Below are 21,703 nucleotides of genomic sequence, written 5' to 3' on the forward strand. Positions count from 1 at the left end.
CGGGGCGTGCGGCGAGCCGCGCGCGGACTCGCGCTCGCCCGCGAGGTCCTCGCGCGCCGGACGCGGACCCTGCTGCGCTGGTGGCGGGCCAACCTGCAGGTGCGGGTCGTCGCGCTGACGATGCTCCTCGGTCTCGTCGTCATCGTCGCCGTCCAGGCGTTCCTCTACCAGCGCACCTCGGTGGGCCTCGTCGAGGGCCGGATCGTCACCGCCCGCGAGGACGCGGCCATGCGCGCGCGCGACATCCAGGCGCGGCTCGACTCGACCGACCAGATCGACGTCGAGAGCATCCGTCAGTTCACCTACGACCTCATCCGGGCCCAGGAGTCGCAGAGCCTCGAGGCGGGCCGGGAGGTCATCCTCACCCGGGCCATCGACAACCTCCGCGGCCCCGAACGCATCCCGACGATGTGGACCGACGTCGACGTGGGCGTCGTGCCGACCGCGTTGCGGCGGGTCCTCGCCGCCGACCCCCAGCACCAGCAGGTGCAGGTCATCACCGTCCCCCGGGGCGGGACGAACGTGCCGGCGGTCATCGTCGGGTCCCGCATCCTCGTGCCCCAGGCCGGGCAGCAGGAGCTCTACTTCGTCTTCCCGCTCGACCGGGAGGACGCGATCATGACGATGATGCTGCGGACGTTCGCGCTCGGGGCGCTCGTCCTCGTCGGTCTCATCGGGCTCGTCGCCTACGTCGTCACGCGCCTCGTCGTCGACCCGGTGCGCGAGGCCGCCGCCGTCGCGGGCCGGTTGTCGTCGGGGCGGCTCGACGAACGCATGCACGTGAGTGGGGAGGACGAACTCGCCCGCCTCGCGCGGGCGTTCAACGACATGGCCGACAGCCTCCAGACGCAGATCCGCCGCCTCGAGGACCTGTCGAGGCTCCAGCAGCGCTTCGTCTCCGACGTCTCGCACGAGCTGCGGACGCCCCTGACGACGATCCGCATGGCCGCCGAGGTGATCCACGCCTCCCGCGGGGACTTCGCGGTCCCCGTCGCCCGGTCGACGGAGCTGCTCGCGAGCGAGGTGGACCGGTTCGACGAGCTCCTCGCCGAGCTCCTCGAGATCAGCCGGTACGACGCCGGGGGAGCGGTGCTGGAACGCAGCGAGGTGGACGTGCGCGACGTCGTCGACCGCGTGGTCGACTCCTGCACCACCCTCGCGCGGGCCAAGGGCAGCACGGTGAGCGTGTCCGCGCAGGCCCGGGCCTACCCGTGCGAGATGGACACCCGGCGGGTCGAGCGGATCCTGCGCAACCTCCTCGTCAACGCGCTCGAACACGGTGAGGGCCGGCCCGTCGAGATCGAGCTCGCGGACAACGACCGGGCCGTCGGCGTCGCGGTCCGCGATCACGGCGTCGGTCTGGAGCCCGGCCAGGCCGCGCTGGTCTTCAACCGGTTCTGGCGGGCGGACCCCGCCCGCAACCGGACGACGGGCGGGACGGGGCTCGGGCTGGCCATCGCCCTCGAGGACGCCCGCCTGCACGGGGGGTGGTTGCAGGCCTGGGGGCGCCCCGGCGCCGGGGCCCGCTTCCGCCTCACGCTCCCCCGCGTCGCCGGAGAGACGATTGAGCACGCGCCGCTGTCGTTGGGACCGGACCCGGCCTCGCCGGAGCCCGCCTCGCCGGAGCCGCAGGCGCGCGTCACCGCGCTCCCGCCCGCTGCGGGGCCACGGTGACGCGGCGCGCGGTCACCCGCCGCGCGGCGGGGCGGCACGGCCGCGCCCGGACGTTCACCGCCGCGCTCCTCGCGGCGACGACGCTGCTCGCGGGGGCGTGCGGGCTGCCGCGGACGAGCGCGATCCAGCAGGGCCACGACATGGGCCCCGCCCCGCTGCCCCCGGTGCGGGTGGAGTTCGCCGGGCCGCAGCGCGGCGCGACCCCCGAGGCGGTCGTGCGGGGCTTCCTCGCCGCCGGCTGGGCCACGCAGGACGACTACCGCACCGCCCGGGCCTACCTCACCCCCGAGGCGGCGCGGGACTGGGACCCCCGCGCGGGCGTCACGGTGTACGGATCGGCTTCGGACGTGGCCCTGACCGCGGTCGCCGACGACCGGCTCGAGCTGGCCGTGGCCGACATCGCCCGACTGGACGATGCCGGCCGGTACACGGCGCGGCCGGTGGGGTCGAGGCGCGTCTCGCGGCTCACCCTGACCCGCTCGGGTGGCGAATGGCGGATCTCGGCTCTCGAGCCCGAGTTCGGCGTCTGGCTCGCCCGGCCGTTCTTCGAGAGCGCCTACCGGCCCTTCGCCGTCGCCTACACGAGCGCCCGGTCCTCGACGGTCGTCGCCGACCGCCGGTGGTTCCCGCTCGGATCGGGTCTCGGGACGACGCTGGCCCGTTCGCTGCTCGGGCCGGTGCCGGGCTATCTCGCCGGCGCCGTCGCCTCGGGGTTCCCGGCCGGCACCTCCCTCGTGCTCGACGCCGTCCCGGTCGTCGGCGGCGCCGCCGAGGTCGACCTGTCGGCGACGATGCTGCGCGCCGGTGCCGACCAGCGGCGGCGCGCCTGGGCCCAGGCGCTGGAGACGATGAAGCAGGTGCCCGACGTCTCGAGCGTCCGGCTGCGGGTGGCCGAGCGCGACCTCGACGTCGGGACCATCCCCGGTGTCCCCGGGTCCGCGGCGTCGCTGGGGTTCGAGGTCGAGGCCCCCGACCCCGCCGTCGTCGTCCGGCGCGTCGGCACCGAGGTGCGCGCGCTCGACCTCGGCGCCTTCACCCCGCTGGACCGCGGGGAGGACCCGCCGCCCGCGGGGCGTCTGCTGGCCCGGGTGCCGCCGGGCTGGGGGGACGTCGTCGCGTCCGACGACCTGGTGCAGGTCGCGGCCGTGGACGACGATCGACGCGAGCTGCGCCGGTGGCGCGCCGGCGTGCCGGGGTCGTCGGTCCGGCTCGGCGCCGGCCTCACGCCTGCTGCGTACGACCGGAGCGGGTGGGTGTGGGTGGGCGGTCAGGACCCCTCCGGCCGCGCCCGTGTGTGGGCGCTGGACCCGGGGACGTCCGCCTCGAGGCGCGCCCCGGCCCCCCTGCAGGCCCCCTGGCTGGCGGGGCGGCGCGTGCAGGCCGTGCTGCCGGCGCCCGACGGCGCCCGGGCGCTCGTCGTGTCCCGCACGTCGCGGGGGCGGCTCGAGCTGGGGGTCAGCGGGATCGTGCCCGACGAGCAGGGGCGCCCGTCGGGGCTCGCGGAGCCGTGGCCGGTCGGCGGCGACCTCGTCGACGCCGGCGACGCCGCGTGGATCGACGCGGAGCACCTCGCGGTCGTGGGCGCCCGGACGACGACATCCGCCGCGTCCGTGTTCGTCGTGCCGCTCGGCGGCGGCGCGCAGGAGCTGAGCGCGCTGCGCAACCCGCGGCGCGTCGTCGCGACCACGGGCGGGGGTCGGGGCCTGCTCGTGCTCGCCACGGACGGCAGCGTCAACGTCCGCGTCGGCGGCGGGTGGGCGCAGGTCGGCCGGGCCGACGACCTCGCCGTGCCGGGACGCTGACCCCCGGGCCACCCGCCGACGGCCCCCGCCCGGCCGGGAGCGGCAGCCGCGGTCCGAGGTCGCGGGGGTCGCTGAGCAAAGCGCCCGGTCCGGCGCCGTGCCGGCCCGACGGTCCGGCGACCGCGCGTCCACCGCCGGTCGAGGCGGCCCGGTCCGCGTCGGTCGTCCTCCGGCGGCCTCGCGGCACCACCCGAGTGAGCACGACACGGACGAGGCTCGCCGGGTGTCCCACCTCCCGGCCGTTCCCACGCCCGTCTACGACGCCCCCGTCCCCGCCGCCGGTCCCGACCCCGGCCCCGTCCGTCGCCCGCGTCCGTCCCGGGCATCGCCCCCGGACGGTGGGGCCCGGGCCGGGTGGACCCGGGCGGTCGACGGCGTGCTCGACCTCGTCCTGCCCGCCTCGTGCGCCGCGTGCGGCGGCGTCCTCCACGACGAACCCGACGCCGGTCCGGCCGCGGACCGGGTCCGGGGCCGGGGCCACAGCGTGTGCGCGGCCTGCCTCGAGGAGGTCGCCGCGGCGCGGCTGCGCGCCCCCGGCGGGAGGCACGCGAGTCCGGGGCTCGTGCTGCGCGACCCGCCCACGTGGGCCGCCGCCGAATACGGGGGCGCCCTGGCGGCGCTCGTCGTCGCGTACAAGGACGGGGCGCGCCGCGACGCGGTCGACGTCCTCGCGCCCCTGCTCACGCAGGCCCTGGCCGCAGCGGTGCGCGCGCTCGCCCGCGCGGGACCCGCGGCGGGGCCGCCGGTCGTCGTGCCCGCTCCGAGCCGGCCGCACGCCGTCCGCGCCCGCGGCGACCGTCCCACGGAGGCTCTGGCCCGGGCCGCTCTGCGCGCCGTGCCCCGGCCCGGTCACGGGGGGCCGCCGACGGCGGGACGACCGGTCCGGGCCCTCGCCCACGGGCGCGCCGTGCTCGACCAGCGCGGCCTGGGGCGGTCGGACCGGTCGGTCAACCTCTCCGGGGCGCTCGTCGTGCCGCCGCAGGCGGTGTCGCTCGTGCGCGGCGCCGACTGCGTCCTCGTCGACGACGTGTGCACGACCGGGGCCACGCTGGCCGACGGGGCCCGGGCGCTCCGCGCCGCAGGGGCGCAGGTCGTCGTCGCCGCGGTGGTCGCGGCCGCGCCGTGACGATCCCTGGCCGCCACGACATCGACCGGCGGCCGCCGACGTCCCCCGACGTTCGGCGACGTCGACCGACGCCCACCGTCGTCCACCGAGAATCGGTCCGATGACCCGAACGACGACCCGAGCGACAACCCGCGGGACACATCGGGCGAACCAGGACGAAACGGCGCAGGTGAGGGCCTCGGGGTCCGCCTGCGGCCGACGCCGGCGGCGGGCCATCCTCCCGCTCCACCGTCGCGTCGACTACCGTTTGTCCATGGGTCCCCTCACCCGTCATCGGGGCACCGCTCTTGGCCGCACCAGGCCGAATCCGTCCGGATTCTCCTGGGCCACGGGCGCGGCGCCGGCGTCTGCGGAGGGGGCCCTGCGCGTTCCCCGGGGGCGCGCCGCACGATCGTCCACGCAGGGCGGAGGGGGGTGGCAGCGGCACTCATGACCCGGGCCGAACCCGGCCCGGTGCATCGCACCGTCTCGAGGAGGATCTCGTGGAGTTGACCGTCACCGGACACCATGTCCAGGTTTCCGAACGTTTCCGTCGGCTGTGTGCCGAGAAGCTGACCAAGGTCGAGCAGTACGCCCGGCGCACCCAGCGCGTCGAGGTCGTCGTCAGCGAGGAGACGGGCCGGGGGGTACCCAAGGGAAGTGAGCGTGTCGAGATCACCTGCCTCGCCAAGGGCCCGGTCATCCGGGCCGAGGCCCACGCCGAGGACAAGTACAGCGCCCTCGACCTCGCGCTGGCCAAGCTGACCGAGCGTCTGCGTCGCCGGCACGAACGCCACACCGTCTCGCGTCGCCGGGGGACGACGTCGATCGAACGGGCCACGGCGGGCCTCCCTCTCGCCGGATCCGGCGAGGCGGCCCCGTCCGTCGTGGACGACGGCACCGCGCCGTCGGACATCGACGTCAGGCTGGGCGCACAGGGGGACTCGCCGGTCCACGTGCGGGAGAAGGTGCACTCGTCCCCGCCGATGACCCTCGACGTCGCGCTCAGCAACATGGAGCTCGTCGGGCACGACTTCTACCTGTTCGTCGACGCCGACAGCGGTCGCCCGAGCGTCGTCTACCGCCGCCGCGGGTGGGACTACGGGGTGTTGCACCTCGACGTCGTGCCCGGTGAGGCGCTCGACCCCGACGCCGACCTCGACCCCGACGCCGACCTCGAGCCCGAGGCCAGGGCCGGCTGACCGACCCCGCCCGATCGGGCGGCGCCGCATCGCGATCCAGGGGCATTCCGCGAACCGGAGTGCCCCTGGTGCGCCCGGCGTTCGCGGCCACCGCGACGGCACCGGATGGACATCCGGCGGCGCACAGGGGATCGTGGCGACGACCGGCCGGCGAGGGCGGCCGCGCGCCGGTCGGCGTCGCGAGGGAGCGAGGGGGCGGATGACCGGGTCGGGCACCATCGACGGCGGCGAGACCGAACGCATCCCGGCCGCCCACGCCCGGCGGATCGCGCTCGCGGCCCAGGGTTTCGGGGCCGGGTTCCGACCGCGGGCCGCGGTGACGCGGGCGCACCTACGCCGGGTCGTCGACCGCCTCGGCGTCGTCCAGATCGACAGCGTCAACGTGCTCGCCCGCAGCCATTACCTGCCGTTCTACTCGCGGCTCGGCCCGTACGACCCCGCGCTGCTCGACGGGCTGCGCGACGGCGGGCGCGGGGTGCGCCGGCACGTCGTGGAGTACTGGGCCCACGAGGCGTCCCTCGTGCCCGCTACGACCTGGCCGCTGTTCGGGTTCCGCATGCGCCGAGCGCACGAGCAGGCCTGGTCGGGGATGCGGGCGGTGGCGCGTGACCACCCCGACCTCGTCGCGCGCGTCCTCGCGCAGGTCGCGGAGCGCGGCCCGATCACCGCCCGCGACCTCGAGGACGCGCTCGCCCACGACGAGCCGCGGCCCACCGGGGGGTGGGGCTGGAACTGGTCGCTCGTGAAGTCCGCGCTCGAGCACCTCTTCTGGGCCGGGCAGGTGACGAGCGCGGGCCGCACCGCGGGGTTCGCGCGGCGGTACGTCGTCCCGGAGGCGCTGTTGCCGCCCGAGATCGTCGCGCGGGGCCCCGGTGGGCCCGCCGCCCCCGAGGAGGGCGACGCGGTCGCCGAGCTCATGGCGATCGCCGCGCGCGCCCACGGCGTCGGCACCGTGCGCGACCTTCGGGACTACTTCCGCCTCTCGCCGGAGCAGGCCGCCGGGGCGATGCCGCGCCTGCTCGAGGAGGGCGTCGTGCGGCGGGTCGAGGTCACGGGTCGCCGCGGGCCGCACTACCTGCACGTCGACGCGGCCCGCCCGCGCCGCGTGCGCGCCCGCGCGCTCCTGTCGCCGTTCGACTCCCTGGTGTGGCGGCGGGAACGGACGAGCGAGGTGTTCGGCTTCGACTACCGCCTCGAGATCTACACCCCGGCGGCCCGCCGCGTGCACGGCTACTACGTCCTCCCGTTCCTCCTCGACGAGGCCCTCGTCGGGCGCGTCGACGCCAAGGCCGACCGCGCCGAGGGGGTCCTGCGCGTGCACGCCGTGCACTGGGAGCCCGCGACGCTGCGCCGCCGCCCCGACGCCCCCGAGCAGCTCGTCGACGAATTGGACCAGTTGGCAACGTTCCTCGGTCTCGGGCGCGTCGAGGCCGACGCGGCCCTGGCCCGAGCGCGGGTCGACCTGCCCCCGGCGGGTGCTCCCGCGCCGGTGGACCGGCTGCCGGACGGGGCCGGGGGTGTGCCACTCTGACCGGCATGAACGCCCCCTCCACCGGCCCGGACACGCCCCCGGACGCCCCCCGGATCAGCTTCGACCCCGACTCCTCGCGCTGGGAGGCGCACGTCGGCGCCCGGCTCGCGGGGTACGCCGACGCCGCCGAGCGGGACGGCGTCGTCGTCTTCCCGCACACGCTCGTCGACCCCGCCTTCGAGGGCCGCGGCATCGGCTCGGCCCTGGCCCGCGCGTCGCTCGACGACGCCCGGGAGCGTGGCCTGAGCGTGCGCCCGGCGTGCACCTTCTACTCGGCGTGGATCGCGCGACACCCGGAGTACGCCGACCTCGTGGCCTGAGACGGCCCGCGGCAGCGACATGACCGGTTTCCGCTCCGCTGAACGGGCTCGACGGCTCGACCGTTTAGCCTGGAGTGGTACCCGTCGCCGGTCACGCGGGTGGACACGGGACCGGCGAACCACGCGAGTCCATCGCTGTCACAGGAGTTGCCCCCGTGCCGAAGATCGTCGATCGAGTCCTGCGCGCCGGAGAAGGGCGTGTCATCAAGCGTCTCGAAGGCATCGTCGCCCAGGTCAATGCGGTGGAGGAGGACTTCACCAAGCTCACCGACGCCGAGCTGCGTGGCGAGACCGACGTGTTCCGCGCCCGCCTGGCCGACGGAGAGTCGCTCGACCGGATCCTGCCCGAGGCGTTCGCCGCCGTGCGCGAGGCGAGCCGCCGCACCATCGGCAAGCGGCACTTCGACGTGCAGATCATGGGTGGCGCCGCGCTCCACCACGGCAACGTCGCGGAGATGAAGACCGGTGAGGGCAAGACCCTCGTCGCGACGCTGCCGAGCTACCTCAACGCGCTCACGGGCCAGGGCGTGCACGTCATCACCGTCAACGACTTCCTCGCGCAGTACCAGTCGGAGCTCATGGGGCGCGTGCACCGCGCGCTCGGGCTCGAGACGGGCTGCATCCTCGCCTCGATGACGCCGGCGCAGCGCCGCGCCGAGTACGCCAAGGACATCACCTACGGCACGAACAACGAGTTCGGGTTCGACTACCTGCGCGACAACATGGCGTGGAACACCGAGGAACTCGTGCAGCGGGGCCACCACTTCTGCATCGTCGACGAGGTCGACTCCATCCTCATCGACGAGGCGCGCACCCCGCTCATCATCTCGGGCCCCGCCGACGCGGCCACGAAGTGGTACACGCAGTTCGCGAAGATCGTCACCCGCCTCGAGCGCGGCGAGGGCGGCGACCGGATGCGGGGCATCGCCCCGACGGGCGACTACGAGGTCGACGAGAAGAAGCGCACCGTCGGCATCCTCGAGCCGGGCATCGAGAAGGTCGAGGACTACCTCGGCATCGACAACCTCTACGAGCCGGCGAACACGCCGCTCATCGGTTACCTCAACAACGCCATCAAGGCGAAGGAGCTGTTCAAGCGCGACAAGGACTACGTCGTCCTCGACGGCGAGATCCTCATCGTCGACGAGCACACGGGTCGTATGCTCCCGGGCCGTCGGTACAACGAAGGCGTCCACCAGGCCATCGAGGCCAAGGAGGGCGTGGACATCAAGAACGAGAACCAGACCCTCGCGACGATCACCCTGCAGAACTACTTCCGGCTCTACGACAAGCTCTCGGGCATGACGGGCACGGCCCAGACCGAAGCGGCGGAGCTCCACCAGATCTACAAGGTCGGCGTCGTCCAGATCCGGACGAACCGCCCGATGATCCGCGCCGACAAGTCCGACCTCGTCTACCGCACGGAGGTCGCCAAGTTCGACGCCGTCGTCGAGGACATCGCGGCGCGTCACGAGGCGGGCCAGCCCGTCCTCGTCGGGACGACCTCGGTCCAGAAGAGCGAGTACCTCGCGACGAAGCTGACCGAGCGGAAGATCCCGCACAACGTCCTCAACGCGAAGGCCCACGCCCGGGAGGCGACGATCGTCGCGGACGCCGGCCGGAAGGGCGCGGTCACGGTCGCGACGAACATGGCCGGCCGTGGCACCGACATCATGCTGGGCGGCAACCCCGAGTTCCGGGCCGTCACGGCCCTGGCCAACCGGGGGCTCTCGCCGGAGGAGACGCCCGAGGAGTACGAGGCGGCCTGGGACGAGGCGCTCGCCGCGGCCGAGGCGGACGTCGCCGCGGAGCACGACGAGGTGACGGAGCTGGGCGGGCTGTACGTCCTCGGCACCGAGCGGCACGAGTCCCGGCGCATCGACAACCAGCTGCGCGGGCGGTCCGGCCGCCAGGGTGACCCGGGGGAGTCCCGCTTCTACCTGTCGCTGCAGGACGACCTCATGCGGATGTTCAACGCGGCGATGGTCGACCGCTTCATGGCGAGCTCGGGCCTCGAGGACTCGGTGCCGATCGAGTCGCGCATCGTGTCGCGCTCGATCCAGAGCGCCCAGACGCAGGTCGAGGGCCGCAACTTCGAGATCCGCAAGAACGTCCTCAAGTACGACGACGTCCTCAACACCCAGCGCAAGGTCATCTACGGCGAGCGCCGCCGCGTCCTCGAGGGTGAGGACCTGCACCTGCAGATGCGGCACTTCATCACCGACGTCGTCGGTGAGTACGTCCGCGCCGCGACGGCCACGGGCTTCAGCGAGGACTGGGACCTCGACGAGCTCTGGCGCGCCCTCGGCGCCCTCTACCCGATCTCGATCTCCCTCGACGAGCTGTACGAGGCGGCCGGCGGACGGCAGGGCATCGACGCGGGAATGCTGCGCACGGAGCTCGTCTCGGACGCGCAGCACGCCTACGACGCGCGCGAGGCCGAGCTCGGCAGCCGGGTCATGCGCGAGGTCGAGCGTCGCGTCGTCCTCTCGGTGCTCGACCGGCGCTGGCGCGAGCACCTGTACGAGATGGACTACCTGCAGGAGGGCATCGGGCTGCGCGCCATGGCGCAGCGCGACCCGGTCGTCGAATACAGCCGCGAGGGATATCAGATGTTCACGGCGATGATGGACGGCATCAAGGAGGAGTCGGTCGCCATGGCCTTCTCCGTCGACGTTCAGATCGACGAGAGTCAGCTGCCCCCGCTGGAGGACGGGGAGGAGGCGGGGATGTCCGGGGCCGGTTCGATCCGGGGCGAGGGTTTCGAGGAAGGCGCCTCCGGCGCCCGCCATTACTCCGCGCCCGGCGAGAGCGGTGACGTCGAGAGCTTCGACGAGGACGACCCCAAGCTCAACCGCCGCCGTCGCCGCGCGGCCGCGAAGGCCCGCAAGGGCCGCTGAGCGCGCGGTCGGGTGGGCGGTCGGACGCCGATCGGACGTTGATCCGGGCGTCGAGGCGAGGTCACCCGCCGATCTCGAGGGCGGTGACGGTCCACCGACCGTCGAGGCCCTCGCAGCGCAGCGCCAACGCGCGCGTCCGGGCGGCGTCGTCCACCACGACGCTCACCTCCGCGACGCCGTCGACGGGGTGCGACACGAGGACGGCGCGGATCCGGACCGGCCGCCGGGCCGCGATGCGCGTGCGCACCGCGCGACTGTGCCGGCGCACGAGCGAGTCGTAGACGTCGCGGGAGACGTGCCGCATGATCTGGGGCGCCGGTCGCGCGCCGCAGGCGACCTGCAGCAGGGCGGGGGTGAGCCAGGCGGCCCAGTCGCGGGCCGACGGCAGCTCGGCGGTCGACGTGGGAACGGGCCCGAAGTCGTCCGGGACGGTCCGGCGGCGGGGGCGCGGGTCGGCCGGAGCGACCTCGCGCACGAGGGCCAGCACGCCCTGCCGCGGGTCGACGCCCCGGGCGCCGGCGTCCCGGTCGACCCGGAGGTCGGCCCCCCGCCGACCCGACGACCCGTGCCACGAGTCGGGGATCGCGGCGGCGCGGATGGGTGCGGGATCACAGACGGGGAGGGCGCTCACGTCGGCTCCTGGGGCGTCGGACAGGGGCCGCGGGGCGACCCATATGGGAGGGCGCCGGACCGTCGGGCTCGGCGTCGACGTCACTCTAAGCGCATCCTGATGTCGTTTGATGCAGTTTGACGACGGATGTGGACGGTGGGTGTGGATCCCGTGAGACCATATGACCCGTGCTCGCGGCGTCCTCGGCCGCCCGAGCGGCGCCGGACGAGACGGGGGTCACGATGCGCTGGAACCGGCTGTTCGACGATCTCGAGGGTCGCTCCGCCCAGGAACGACGCCGGGAGGTCGAGGCCGAGGTCGCCGAACGGATCCGGGCCGACCGGGCCCGGATCACGCTGGCCGACCGGCTCGCGGCGCACGAGGGGGACGTCGGCCTCGTGCTGTGGACGGGACGGCTCGTCGCGGGCGTCCCCGAGGAGGTGGGCGCCGGTTGGGTCCTGCTGCGATCGGGGCGCGCGCGTCTGCTCGTGCCGTTGGGCGTCGTCGTCGAGGCCGAGGGGCTCGGTCGGTCGGCGGCCCCACCGGATCAGGCGGTCCGCAGGCTCGGTCTGGCCGGGCCCCTGCGGAGCATGGCGCGCGACCGCGCCGTCGTCGACGTGGAGGACCGCCTCGGCCGACGGATCACCGGGACGATCGACGCGGTGGGCGCGGACGCCTTCGAACTGGCGGAGCACCCGGCCCATCTGCCCCGCCGGGCGAGCAACGTCGTCGCGGAGCGCGTCCTCGGCTTCGCGGGGCTGCTCGTCGTGGGCGCCGACCGCTGAGTGGGGCGGGACGCGGCCGCCGGACGCGCAGGGCGGCTTTTGCCCCGGATCTCAGGCCCGGCCGGCGTCGTCGAGGGTGGAGGCGTCGTCGGGCGCCGGGTGGGCGGCGACGTACGCACGGGTCTCGGAGTACATGCGCTCGATGTAGGCCTCGAGCTGGGTCGCCTCGACGCGCCACTGGCCGCGCCCGCCGACGCGGATCGCGGGCAGGTCGCCGGAGCGGACGAGGGCGTAGGCCTGCGACGAGGAGATGTTGAGGATCTCGCACACATCGGCCAGCTGCAGGAATCGCGGGGCCACGCGGGCTCCTCTCCGTGGGGCGGTCCCGCTCGGCCGGGCCGGCAGGGACCGTGGCGGTCGGCGGGATGTCGTGTGGGTGCGGGGCCGTGGCTAGGTTGGGCGCTCCGGTCGACGGGCCGAGTCTAGCGGCGGCCGCCGCGGCGAGGCCGGGTCCGCATGCGGCCTGTGGACGGCACCGTCTCCGCGCCGGGTGCGACGACGACGAGGGAACGACGAGGGGGGCAGGGACGTGACCGACCGCCGCAGGATCCTCGTCGCGACCGGCTCCGCGAGCCAGGACGAGCTCGTCGGAACCGCCCTGCCGCGAGGTGCGGCGCACGTCTGCCTCGACCTGGCCGACCTGCTGTCGGCGGCGGGCGTCGGACTCGCCGGGGTCGCCGTCGTCGGCCCCGCCCTGCCCCTGCTCGACCGGAGCGCACTGCTGCGGCTCGCCCGGTCGGGGGTCGCGGTGATCGGCGCGCACCCCGCGGACGACCCCGTCGGCGCGGCGCGGCTCCAGCGCCTCGGCGTGGACCCCGCGTGCGTCGTCCCGGTCGGCGCGCGCGACGTGGGCCTCGCGTCCGACCTGGCCGCCGCGGTCGCCGCGGCCCGCGCGGTGACGGGGCGCGGCGTCGCGCGACCGGTGCCGACCCGGCGGCCCGCCTCGCCCGGCGTCCGGCCCGTCCACGCGTCCGGGTGGCGCGAGGTCGGCCCCGACGACCTCGACGTCTGGGGCGACATCGGAGCGGCCCGGGGGGTGGACGACCCGGGCGGCGTCCCCGCCGAGGACGCCGGCCCCGGGTCGCCCGCAGATCGGGTGGGTAGCTGGGCCGCCGACCCCGCCGACCCCGTCGATCCGCTCGACCACCCGGGTGCTCCGGGGACGTCGACGGTGCTGGCCGTCTGGGGCCCGACGGGGGCACCGGGGCGTACGACGATCGCCCTGACGATCGCCGGCCTCGCCGCGCGCCGCGGCCACCGGGTGTTGCTCGCCGACCTCGACCCCTACGGCGGCTCGGTCGCCCGGCACCTGCGCGTGCCCGACGAGTCACCGGGCGTCGTCGCGGCGCTGCGCGCCGCCGACGAGGGCCTCCTCGACCCCGAGGTCCTGGGCCGGCACGTCGAGTCCGTGGGCGGCATCGCCGTCCTCACCGGCGTGCCGAGCGCCGACCGGTGGCCCGAACTGCGCGCCGCCGGCGTGCCGGGCCTCCTCGACGCGGCCCGGCAGCGGTTCGACGTCGTCGTCCTCGACACCGGCTTCGCACTGGAGGACGACGAGGAGCTGAGCTACGACACCCTCGCGCCGCGACGGAACGCCGCGACGTTGTCCGCGCTCGCCGAGGCCGATCGCGTCGTCGCCGTCGGCGGGGTCGGTCCGGTGGCGCTGCCGCGCCTCGTCACCGGCCTGTCCGACCTCGATCGCCTCGGCCTGGCCGCGGCCGTGACCGTCGTCGTCAACCGGGTCCGGGCGGGGGTGCTCGGACCGGCCGGTCAGGACGGCGTCGTCGGCGACCTGAGCCGGCTGGCCGGGGTCGTCGACCCCGTGCTCGTCCCCGACGACCCGTTACGGATCGACACGGCCCTCCTGCAGGGGAGGACCCTGGCCCAGACGGCGCCCCGCTCCTCGGTGGCGCGGGCGGTGGAACCCCTCGTGCCCTGACGTCCGGCCCGGGGATCGTGCGCCGGCCGCCCCACCCGGCGCCGGCCGCGGACGCGAGGTGCGTGTGTGACGATGACGAGCGTGGCCGACCGACTCGATGCCCTCGACGCGTCCCTCATCGCCCTCGAGGACGCGCGGACCCCGCTGCACGTCGTGTCCGTCATGATCTTCGATCCCCTGGAGCAGGGTCTCGACCACGAGCGTCTCACCGGCCTCGTCGCCGCCCGCATCGGCCAGGTGACCCGGTACCGGCAGCGCGTCCGCGAGATGCCCGGGCGCCTCGGCCCACCGGTCTGGGTCGACGACGCGGCCTTCGACATCACGTACCACGTGCGACGGGCCGCCCTCCCGCGGCCGGGGACCCGGACCCAGCTCGCCGAGTTCACCGCGCGCATCGCCGGGCGCCCGCTCGACCGGGCCCGCCCGCTCTGGGAGCTCTACCTGCTCGAGGGGCTCGAACAGGGGCGCTTCGCCGTCGTCACCAAGGTCCACCAGTCGCTCGTCGACGGGGTGACGACCGTCGACCTCGGTCACCTCGTGCTCGACGACGGGCCCGACGCCGACGACGCCGACGACGATGCCGGGGTGCCCGTGGCCCCGCGCCGGGAGCCGAGCGACGTGACGCTGCTCGCGGGCGCCCTGTGGGAGCTCGCCACCCGGCCCACCCTCGCGATCACGGCGGCGCGCCGGGGCGCCGGCGACGTCCTCGACGCGGGGCGGAACGTCCTCTCCGGGCTGCGGACCGTCGCCGCGACCGCCACCGACCCCGCGCCGGTCAGCCCCCTCAACGCCCGCGTCGGAGCCGCCCGGCGCGTCGCCATGTTCCCCCTCCCGCTGGCGGACTTCCGCCGGATCCGCGACGCCGTCGCCGCCGCCGACCCCACGCTGCCGGTCACGCTGCACGACGTCGTCCTCACCGTCGTCGCCGGCGGACTGCGCACGTGGGCGGCGAACCGCGGCGAGCCGGTGCACGGCGGGACGCACGTCCGGGCCCTCGTGCCGGTGGGGACCTCCGATCGGCCCCGCGACGCCGCGGGCGGCGCGCCGGGGTCGGAGCCGCCGGCCGGGGGAGGCGTCGGCCTCGTCGACGAGGTCGTGGAGGCCCTGGTCGATCTGCCCGTCGGCGAGCCGTCGGCGCTCGCCCGCCTCCGTCGCGTCGCCGGGATGTCGCGGCGCCCGGCCGGGGTGGGGGCGCGGGCCATGACGGCGGCGGCGGGTTTCGCCCCCTCGACCCTGCACCATCTCGGCGCGCGCCTCGGGCAGGCCACCCGCAGGCGGCGCTTCAACCTCGTCGTCACCAACGTGCCCGGTCCGCAAGAGCCCCGCTTCCTGCCCGGTGCGCGGCTGCTCGAGACCTACCCGATCCTCCCGCTCGGGGCGCGGCACGCGCTCGCCGTCGGCGTGACCTCCTACGACGGGGTGGTGTGCGTCGGCCTCACCGGCGACCGGGCGGCCCTCGGCGACGTCGACCTCCTCGGCGAGGCCATCGCCGAGGACCTCGCCGACCTGCTCGAACTGGCGGCGGGCCTGTCCGCGGCCCCGATCCATCAGGAGAACCCCATGACCGCCACCCGCCGCGTCTACCTGCGCCTGCGCCCCGCCGATCTCGACCAGGTCGCGGCGGCCGCACCGCTCCCCGCCTCGACGCCCGCCTTCGCGGTGACCCGCGCCGTGCGGGAGGCGTTCGAGGACGACGACGAGGAGGACCTCGAGTACGCGGCGATGTGGATCGCGGCGGGGGAGGACACGACCGCCGCCCGGGTCGTCGCCGCCGTCGACGTGCCCTCCGCCGACGTCGACGAGGCCGGCGGGGCGGACGGACCCGCCGACGAGGCCGCCTACTCGGTGCGGCTCGCCGCCCCCGTACCGGCCGCCCGCATCGTCTCCCTGCACGCCTCGCCCGCCGGGGCCGGTGACGACGAGGAGCTCGACTGGTACGACGTCGGCGAGGCCGCCCCCCTGTCGTCCGTCCTCACCGGCAGCGACACCGAGGGATCCCGGCCGGGGGGCTGACCGCCGCCGCGGCCCGCCGTGGATCTCGCGGGCCGGCCGGCGGCCCGGCCGGTCGACCCGGCGGCGGGGCCGGCGAGGACCGCCTCGGCGCACACGAGGGCGCACTCCCGGCGCAGCGCCGACTCCGCCCGCTGCGCGAGGGTGGTCGCGGACAATCGCGCCGCGCCGATCGGGGCGGCCGCCTCGGCCCGCTCGGGTCCCTCCGCTGCGCCGACGCCCTCCGCTGCGCCGACGCCCTCGGTCCCGGCAAGTCCGGACCGGGGATCCGCTTCGCCGTCCCGTTCTCGTGCGCGGGCCAGGCGGCGCCGGGCGAGGACGACGGCGTCGGCGAGGTGCCGGGTCACCTCGGCGAGCTCGCGCGTGTCGGGATCGAGCCACAGGGCGTCGGCACCGGCGTGCAGCCGCGCCGAGAGGGCGGCGAGCGACGGCAGATCGGCCCGGGGGCGGGCGGGCGCGGTCATCGGGCGGACCGGGCGCGCAGGGCGCGGGTGAGGGCGTCGAGCGCCTCTTCGAGCGCGAACTGGGTGCGGGCGTCGCCCACGTCGGGATCGCTCGTGTCGAGCACGTCGGCGAGGCGCGCAGCGGCCCGGCGCCCGTCACTCCTCGGGCGGTCCGCGTCGGTGTCGGCGCAGGACGGGGGCGCCGACGCGCCCGCCACCCGACGGCGAGTGGGCGGGGTCGTCGCGGGCGCTGGTCGTTCGCTGGGGGTGGCCACGGGCGGCACGCTATCGACCGCGGCGGCCCGCACCCCGCGTCCGTCCACAGGGCGCCATCCGAGGGCGATGCACCGGGGTCGCGGAGGACATCGCCCGATCATCCGGCGCACGAGCGGGGCGGCTCGTACGATCGAGGGGAAGGCCGGCGGGCCGGTTCGGGTCCCGTCACCACCGAAAGGGCTGATGAACACCGATGTTCGCCTCTGAGGACGAGTCACGCCAGCACGTTCTGTCCGGGGCCGCCCGCCTCGCAGATCGATCGGTCGACGACCCCGAGCTCCTCCTGTCGCGCTACTACCGGCACGTCCCGACCGACGACCTCCTCGAGCAACGGCCCGAGGACCTCGTCGGGGCGGCCCTGAGTCATCGCTCCCTCGCGGCGCACCGCGCGCCCGGGACGGCCCGGGTCCGCGTCTTCACGCCGTCCGTCGAGCAGGAGGGGTGGGCCACCGGCCACACGGTGGTCGAGATCGTCACCGACGACATGCCCTTCCTCGTCGACTCGATCACCGCCGAGCTCGCGCGCCAGGACCGGTCGGTCCACCTGCTCGTCCATCCGCAGTTCGTCGTCCGCCGTGACGCCGACGGCACGCTGCTGGAGATCACCGGGGACGACGTCCGCGTCGTCCGATCGGGCGGGGCCGACGGGTCGGCCGATCGGCCGCCGGTGGCCGAGTCGTGGATGCACCTGCAGATCGACCGCGAGTCCGACGCCCCCGACATCGACGCGCTCCGCGTCCGCCTCGAGGGCATCCTCGAGGACGTCCGGGCCGCGGTCGAGGACTGGTCGGCCATGCGCAGCCGGGCCCAGGAGATCTCCGCCGGCCTCGGGCAGGAGCCTCCGGTCGGGGTCGACGAACGCGAGGTCGGCCAGGCGCGGTCCCTGCTCGACTGGCTCGCCTCCGACCAGTTCACGTTCCTGGGGTACCGCGAGTACGTCCTCGCCGAGGGCGGTGCGGACGTCCTCGAGGCGGTGGCCGGCACGGGTCTGGGTCTGCTGCGCGACGACCGGGCCAAGTCGGACTCCTCCACCCCGCTGCCGCCCTCGGTCGCGAAGAAGGCCCGCGAGAAGCGGCTGTACATGGTGACCAAGGCCAACTCCCGCGCGACCGTGCATCGTGCGGTGTACCTCGACTACGTGGGCATCAAGACGTTCGACGAGGCGGGTGAGGTCGTGGGGGAGCGCCGCTTCATCGGCCTCTTCACCTCGGCCGCCTACACCTCGTCGGTCACCCAGGTCCCGTTCGTCGCCCACAAGGTGCAGGAGATCGCGGCGCGGGCCGGCTTCGCCCCCGACAGCCACCTCGCGAAGGACCTGCTCGGCGTCGTCGAGACGTACCCGCGCGACGAGCTGTTCCAGGCCGACGTCGACCACCTCACCCGCACCGCGCTCGCCGTCGTCCACCTCAACGAGCGCCGTCGCACCAAGCTCTTCCTGCGCCGGGACGACTACGGCCGCTTCATGTCGTGCATCGTCTACCTGCCTCGGGACCGCTACAACACCGCGGTGCGCCTGCGGATGCAGGCCATCCTCTCCGAGGCGTTCAACGGGTCGAACGTCGACTACACGACCCGGGTGTCGGAGTCGAGCCTGGCCCGCCTGCACTTCGTCGTGCGCGTCCCGAGCGGCGCGAGCATCCCCGACGCCGACGTCTCGGCGCTCGAGGGCCGGCTCGTCGAGGCGACCCGCACGTGGGACGAGGAGTTCGCCGAGGCCGCACGCGTCGAGCACGGGGAGGAGCGGACCGCCGCGCTGCTGTCGGCGTACGGCCGCGCCTTCCCCGCGGCGTTCAAGGAGGACTTCCACGCGCGCGTGGCCGTCGCCGACCTGCGCCTCGTCGAGTCCTTGTCGCAGGAACGGGGCCACGCGCTCAACGTGTACCACCAGCCGGGCGCCCCCGAGGGCGAGCGCCGGCTCAAGCTGTACCGCCGGGGACCGGTGTCGCTGAGCGCGATCCTGCCGTTCTTCACCGACCTGGGCGTCGAGGTGACCGACGAGCGCCCCTACGCGATCACCCGCTCCGACGGCCAGGTCTTCCACATCTACGACATCGGCCTGCGGGCCGACTCCGAGGACGTCTGGAGCCGCGGCTCCCACGACATGCGCTCGGCCTTCCAGGAGGCGTTCGACGCCGTCTGGGGCGGGCGGGCCGAGTCCGACGGGTTCAACGCCCTCGTCCTCTCGGCGGGCCTGACCTGGCGCGACGTCGTCGTCCTGCGGACCGTGGCGAAGTACCTGCGCCAGGCGGGGATCACGTTCAGCCAGGACTACATCGAGGCGACCCTGCGGTCGAACCCCGACCTGGCCCGCCTGCTCGTCGACCTCTTCGCCACGCGGTTCGATCCCGACGCGCACGCCGACGACGAGACCGGCCGGCGGGCCTGCCGGGAACGCCAGGACGACATCGTCGCGCGGCTTCGCCGCGGGCTCGACGAGGTGAGCAGCCTCGACGAGGACCGCATCATCCGCGCGTTCGGCGACGTCCTGCTCGCGACGCTGCGCACGAACTACTACCAGCACGGCCCCGACGGCGAGCCCAAGGCGACCGTGTGCCTCAAGCTCGACCCGACCGCGATCCCGGGCCTGCCCGACCCGAGGCCGATGTTCGAGATCTGGGTCTACGGGCCCCGGGTCGAGGGCGTCCACCTCCGGTTCGGCGCGGTCGCGCGCGGCGGGCTGCGGTGGAGCGACCGTCGCGAGGACTTCCGCACCGAGGTCCTCGGGCTCGTCAAGGCGCAGATGGTGAAGAACGCCGTCATCGTCCCCACGGGCAGCAAGGGCGGGTTCTACGCCAAGGCGCTGCCCGACCCCGCCGACCGCGAGGCGTGGCTGGCCGAGGGCATCGAGGCGTACAAGCTCTTCATCTCGTCCCTGCTCGACGTCACCGACAACCGCTCGGGCGGCGAGATCGTCGGGCCGGACCGGGTCGTCCGCCACGACGCCGAGGACCCCTACCTCGTCGTCGCGGCCGACAAGGGCACCGCGACGTTCTCGGACATCGCGAACGGGGTGGCCCGCGACTACGGCTTCTGGCTCGACGACGCCTTCGCGTCCGGGGGCTCCGCCGGGTACGACCACAAGGGCATGGGCATCACGGCGCGGGGGGCCTGGGAGTCGGTCAAGCGGCACTTCCGCGAGCTCGGCCACGACACCCAGGAGCAGGACTTCACCGTCGTCGGCGTCGGGGACATGTCGGGCGACGTGTTCGGCAACGGGATGCTCTGCTCGGAGCACATCCGGCTCGTGGCCGCCTTCGACCACCGTCACGTCTTCGTGGACCCCGACCCCGACGCCGCGTCCACCTTCGCCGAGCGCCGCCGTCTCTTCGAGCTGCCGCGCAGTTCGTGGGCCGACTACGACACCTCCCTCATCAGCGAGGGCGGCGGGGTCTTCTCCCGCCAGGCCAAGTCGATCCCCGTGTCACCGCAGATGCGCGAGGCGCTCGGGCTGGCCGAGGGTGTCGACACCATCACCCCGAACGACCTGATGAAGGCGGTGCTGCTCGCGCCCGTCGACCTGTTGTGGAACGGCGGCATCGGGACCTACATCAAGTCGAAGGCGGAGTCGCACGAGCAGATCGGCGACCGCGCGAACGAGGCCATCCGGGTCGACGGCGCGGACCTGCGCGTGCGGGTCGTCGGCGAGGGCGGCAACCTCGGGGCGAGCCAGCTCGGCCGGATCGAGGCGGCCCTCGCTGGGGTGCGGATCAACACCGACGCCATCGACAACTCGGCGGGGGTGGACACCTCCGACCATGAGGTCAACATCAAGATCCTCCTCACCGGGCTCATGCGCGCCGACGACCTCACGCTCAAGCAGCGCAACGAGACGCTCGCGTCGATGACGGACGACGTGGGGGCGGCGGTGCTGCGCGACAACTACGAGCAGAACGTCCTCCTCGGCAACGCCCGCGCCCAGGAGAACGCCATGCTCGGGGTGCACGAACGGTTCATCCACTGGCTCGAGGAGCGCGGTGACCTCGACCGGGAGCTGGAGTTCCTGCCCGACGACGCGACCATCGCCGCGCGCGGGGAGCAGAACCGCGGCCTGACCTCGCCCGAGTTCTCGGTTCTCGTCGCCTACGCCAAGCTCGCGCTCAAGCACGACCTGATGGCGGGCGACCTGCCCGACGAGCCCTGGTTCGCCTCGACGCTGGCCGAGTACTTCCCCGCGGCCATCCGGGAGCGCTTCGCCGACCATCTCGCGGAGCACCCCCTGCGGCGCGAGATCATCGTCAACTCCGTGGCGAACTCGGTGGTCAACCGGGGCGGGATCACGTTCGTGTTCCGCACGATGGAGGAGACGGGGGCCGGCTCCGAGCAGGTGGCCCGCGCTTTCGTCGTGGCGCGCGAGGTGTTCGACCTGCGTTCGTTCGTCGAGGCCGTCGAGGCGCTCGACAACGTCGTGCCCACCGCGGTGCAGACCCGCCTCTACCTCGAGTTCCGACGACTGCTCGACCGCGCGGTCCGCTGGTTCCTGCAGAACCGCCCGGCCCAGCTCGACGTCGCGGCCGAGATCGAGCGGTTCGCGTCCGCGGCCGCCTGGCTGCGGGACAGGGTGGGGGACCTGCTCTGCGGTGCCGAGGCGCAGCGGATGCGCCGCGACGCCGCCGCGTACGTCGACGACGGCGTCCCCGAGGCGCTGGCGGAGCGCGCGGCGGCGCTGCTCGACACGTACTCCTGCCTCGACATGGTCGAGATCGCGGCCGAGACCGGTCACGCGATCGAGGACGTCGCGCCGGTGTACTTCGCCGCCTCCGAGAGCTTCGAGATCGACTCGCTGCTGTTCCGGGTGGGCGGCCTGCCGCGGGAGGACCGGTGGGACGCCCTCGCCCGCGGCGCGATGCGCGACGACCTCTACGCGGTCCTCGACTCGCTCACCCGGACGATCCTCGACGCGACCGACGCCCAGGACTCCGCCCAGGACCGCCTGCGGACGTGGATGGAGGACAACTCAGCGTCCCTGGAACGGACCCGGAACGCGATGCTCGGGATCGACCGCATCGACCGGCCCGGCCTCGCGCCGTTGTCGGTGGCACTGCGCAGCCTGCGCAGCATCGTCCGGGCGGGTAGCGCGACGACCTGAGGCGGACCCCGACCGCTCGC

Annotated in this window: 14 protein-coding genes; 11 read left to right on the plus strand and 3 right to left on the minus strand. The window is 74.8% G+C overall.

Translation table 11 applies throughout. The features are described 5' to 3' along the window. Nucleotides 1-6 precede the first annotated feature (6 nt). The 7 genes from mtrB to secA all read left to right on the plus strand — a co-directional run bounded on the left by mtrB (nt 7) and on the right by secA (nt 10,534). Nucleotides 7-1,674 (plus strand): MtrAB system histidine kinase MtrB, encoded by a 1,668-nt coding sequence (gene mtrB, locus ICW24_RS07955; RefSeq protein ID WP_226345184.1) that lies wholly within the window; start codon nt 7-9, stop codon nt 1,672-1,674. Then, entirely contained in the window at nt 1,671-3,476 is a 1,806-nt protein-coding gene (locus tag ICW24_RS07960; protein WP_226345185.1) for an LpqB family beta-propeller domain-containing protein, read from the plus strand. Before mtrB ends, ICW24_RS07960 begins: the two co-directional genes overlap by 4 nt. A gap of 223 nt (nt 3,477-3,699) precedes the next feature. Continuing rightward, complete coding sequence (locus ICW24_RS19685; RefSeq protein WP_226345186.1) at nt 3,700-4,602, plus strand: ComF family protein; 903 nt, start codon at nt 3,700-3,702, stop codon at nt 4,600-4,602. A 482-nt stretch (nt 4,603-5,084) separates the two neighbouring features. Further along, the gene (hpf, locus tag ICW24_RS07970; protein ID WP_226345187.1) at nt 5,085-5,783 is read left to right on the plus strand and encodes a ribosome hibernation-promoting factor, HPF/YfiA family; all 699 of its coding nucleotides are present in this window, start codon (nt 5,085-5,087) and stop codon (nt 5,781-5,783) included. A gap of 199 nt (nt 5,784-5,982) precedes the next feature. Next, entirely contained in the window at nt 5,983-7,314 is a 1,332-nt protein-coding gene (locus ICW24_RS07975) for a winged helix-turn-helix domain-containing protein (RefSeq protein ID WP_226345188.1), read from the plus strand. 5 nt (nt 7,315-7,319) lie between these two features. Then, nucleotides 7,320-7,634: a GNAT family N-acetyltransferase gene (locus ICW24_RS07980; protein ID WP_226345189.1), complete on the plus strand. Its 315-nt coding sequence runs from the start codon at nt 7,320-7,322 to the stop codon at nt 7,632-7,634. Between the two features lie 155 nt (nt 7,635-7,789). Then, complete coding sequence (gene secA, locus ICW24_RS07985) at nt 7,790-10,534, plus strand: preprotein translocase subunit SecA (protein ID WP_226345190.1); 2,745 nt, start codon at nt 7,790-7,792, stop codon at nt 10,532-10,534. Between the two features lie 61 nt (nt 10,535-10,595). Here secA and ICW24_RS19690 read toward each other — a convergent pair whose 3' ends face one another. Then, the gene (locus tag ICW24_RS19690) at nt 10,596-11,165 is read right to left on the minus strand and encodes an Rv3235 family protein (RefSeq protein ID WP_226345191.1); all 570 of its coding nucleotides are present in this window, start codon (nt 11,163-11,165) and stop codon (nt 10,596-10,598) included. A gap of 167 nt (nt 11,166-11,332) precedes the next feature. On the opposite strand from ICW24_RS19690, the gene ICW24_RS07995 reads away from it, so the two are divergent. Continuing rightward, a complete protein-coding gene (locus tag ICW24_RS07995; protein ID WP_226345192.1) occupies nt 11,333-11,929 on the plus strand; it encodes a hypothetical protein in 597 nt (198 codons plus the stop codon). Nucleotides 11,930-11,980: 51 nt separating this feature from the next. Here ICW24_RS07995 and ICW24_RS08000 read toward each other — a convergent pair whose 3' ends face one another. Beyond that, nucleotides 11,981-12,229: a helix-turn-helix domain-containing protein gene (locus ICW24_RS08000; RefSeq protein ID WP_226345193.1), complete on the minus strand. Its 249-nt coding sequence runs from the start codon at nt 12,227-12,229 to the stop codon at nt 11,981-11,983. A 229-nt stretch (nt 12,230-12,458) separates the two neighbouring features. Between ICW24_RS08000 and ICW24_RS19695 the strand changes: the two genes are divergently transcribed. Beyond that, complete coding sequence (locus tag ICW24_RS19695) at nt 12,459-13,868, plus strand: CpaE/TadZ family protein (RefSeq protein WP_226345194.1); 1,410 nt, start codon at nt 12,459-12,461, stop codon at nt 13,866-13,868. Nucleotides 13,869-13,940: 72 nt separating this feature from the next. Beyond that, the gene (locus ICW24_RS08010; protein ID WP_226345341.1) at nt 13,941-15,881 is read left to right on the plus strand and encodes a wax ester/triacylglycerol synthase family O-acyltransferase; all 1,941 of its coding nucleotides are present in this window, start codon (nt 13,941-13,943) and stop codon (nt 15,879-15,881) included. Nucleotides 15,882-16,338: 457 nt separating this feature from the next. Here the strand turns inward: ICW24_RS08010 and ICW24_RS08015 are convergent, their stop codons facing one another. Continuing rightward, a complete protein-coding gene (locus ICW24_RS08015) occupies nt 16,339-16,596 on the minus strand; it encodes a hypothetical protein (protein WP_226345195.1) in 258 nt (85 codons plus the stop codon). A 194-nt stretch (nt 16,597-16,790) separates the two neighbouring features. Here ICW24_RS08015 and ICW24_RS08020 point away from each other — a divergent pair, with 194 nt between their 5' ends. After that, on the plus strand, nt 16,791-21,683 hold the full coding sequence (locus ICW24_RS08020) for an NAD-glutamate dehydrogenase (protein ID WP_226345196.1): 4,893 nt from the start codon (nt 16,791-16,793) through the stop codon (nt 21,681-21,683). The last annotated feature ends 20 nt before the right edge of the window (nt 21,684-21,703 follow it).

Source organism: Agilicoccus flavus (assembly GCF_014857905.1).
GTDB classification, from domain to species: Bacteria; Actinomycetota; Actinomycetes; order Actinomycetales; family Dermatophilaceae; genus Agilicoccus; species Agilicoccus flavus.

Excerpts from the sequence above, each read along its gene's own strand:
- ICW24_RS08020 (WP_226345196.1), top strand. The coding sequence starts at position 16,791 with ATGTTCGCCTCTGAGGACGAGTCACGCCAGCACGTTCTGTCCGGGGCC.
- ICW24_RS08010 (WP_226345341.1), top strand. The coding sequence starts at position 13,941 with ATGACGAGCGTGGCCGACCGACTCGATGCCCTCGACGCGTCCCTCATC.
- ICW24_RS07980 (WP_226345189.1), top strand. The coding sequence starts at position 7,320 with ATGAACGCCCCCTCCACCGGCCCGGACACGCCCCCGGACGCCCCCCGG.
- ICW24_RS07975 (WP_226345188.1), top strand. The coding sequence starts at position 5,983 with ATGACCGGGTCGGGCACCATCGACGGCGGCGAGACCGAACGCATCCCG.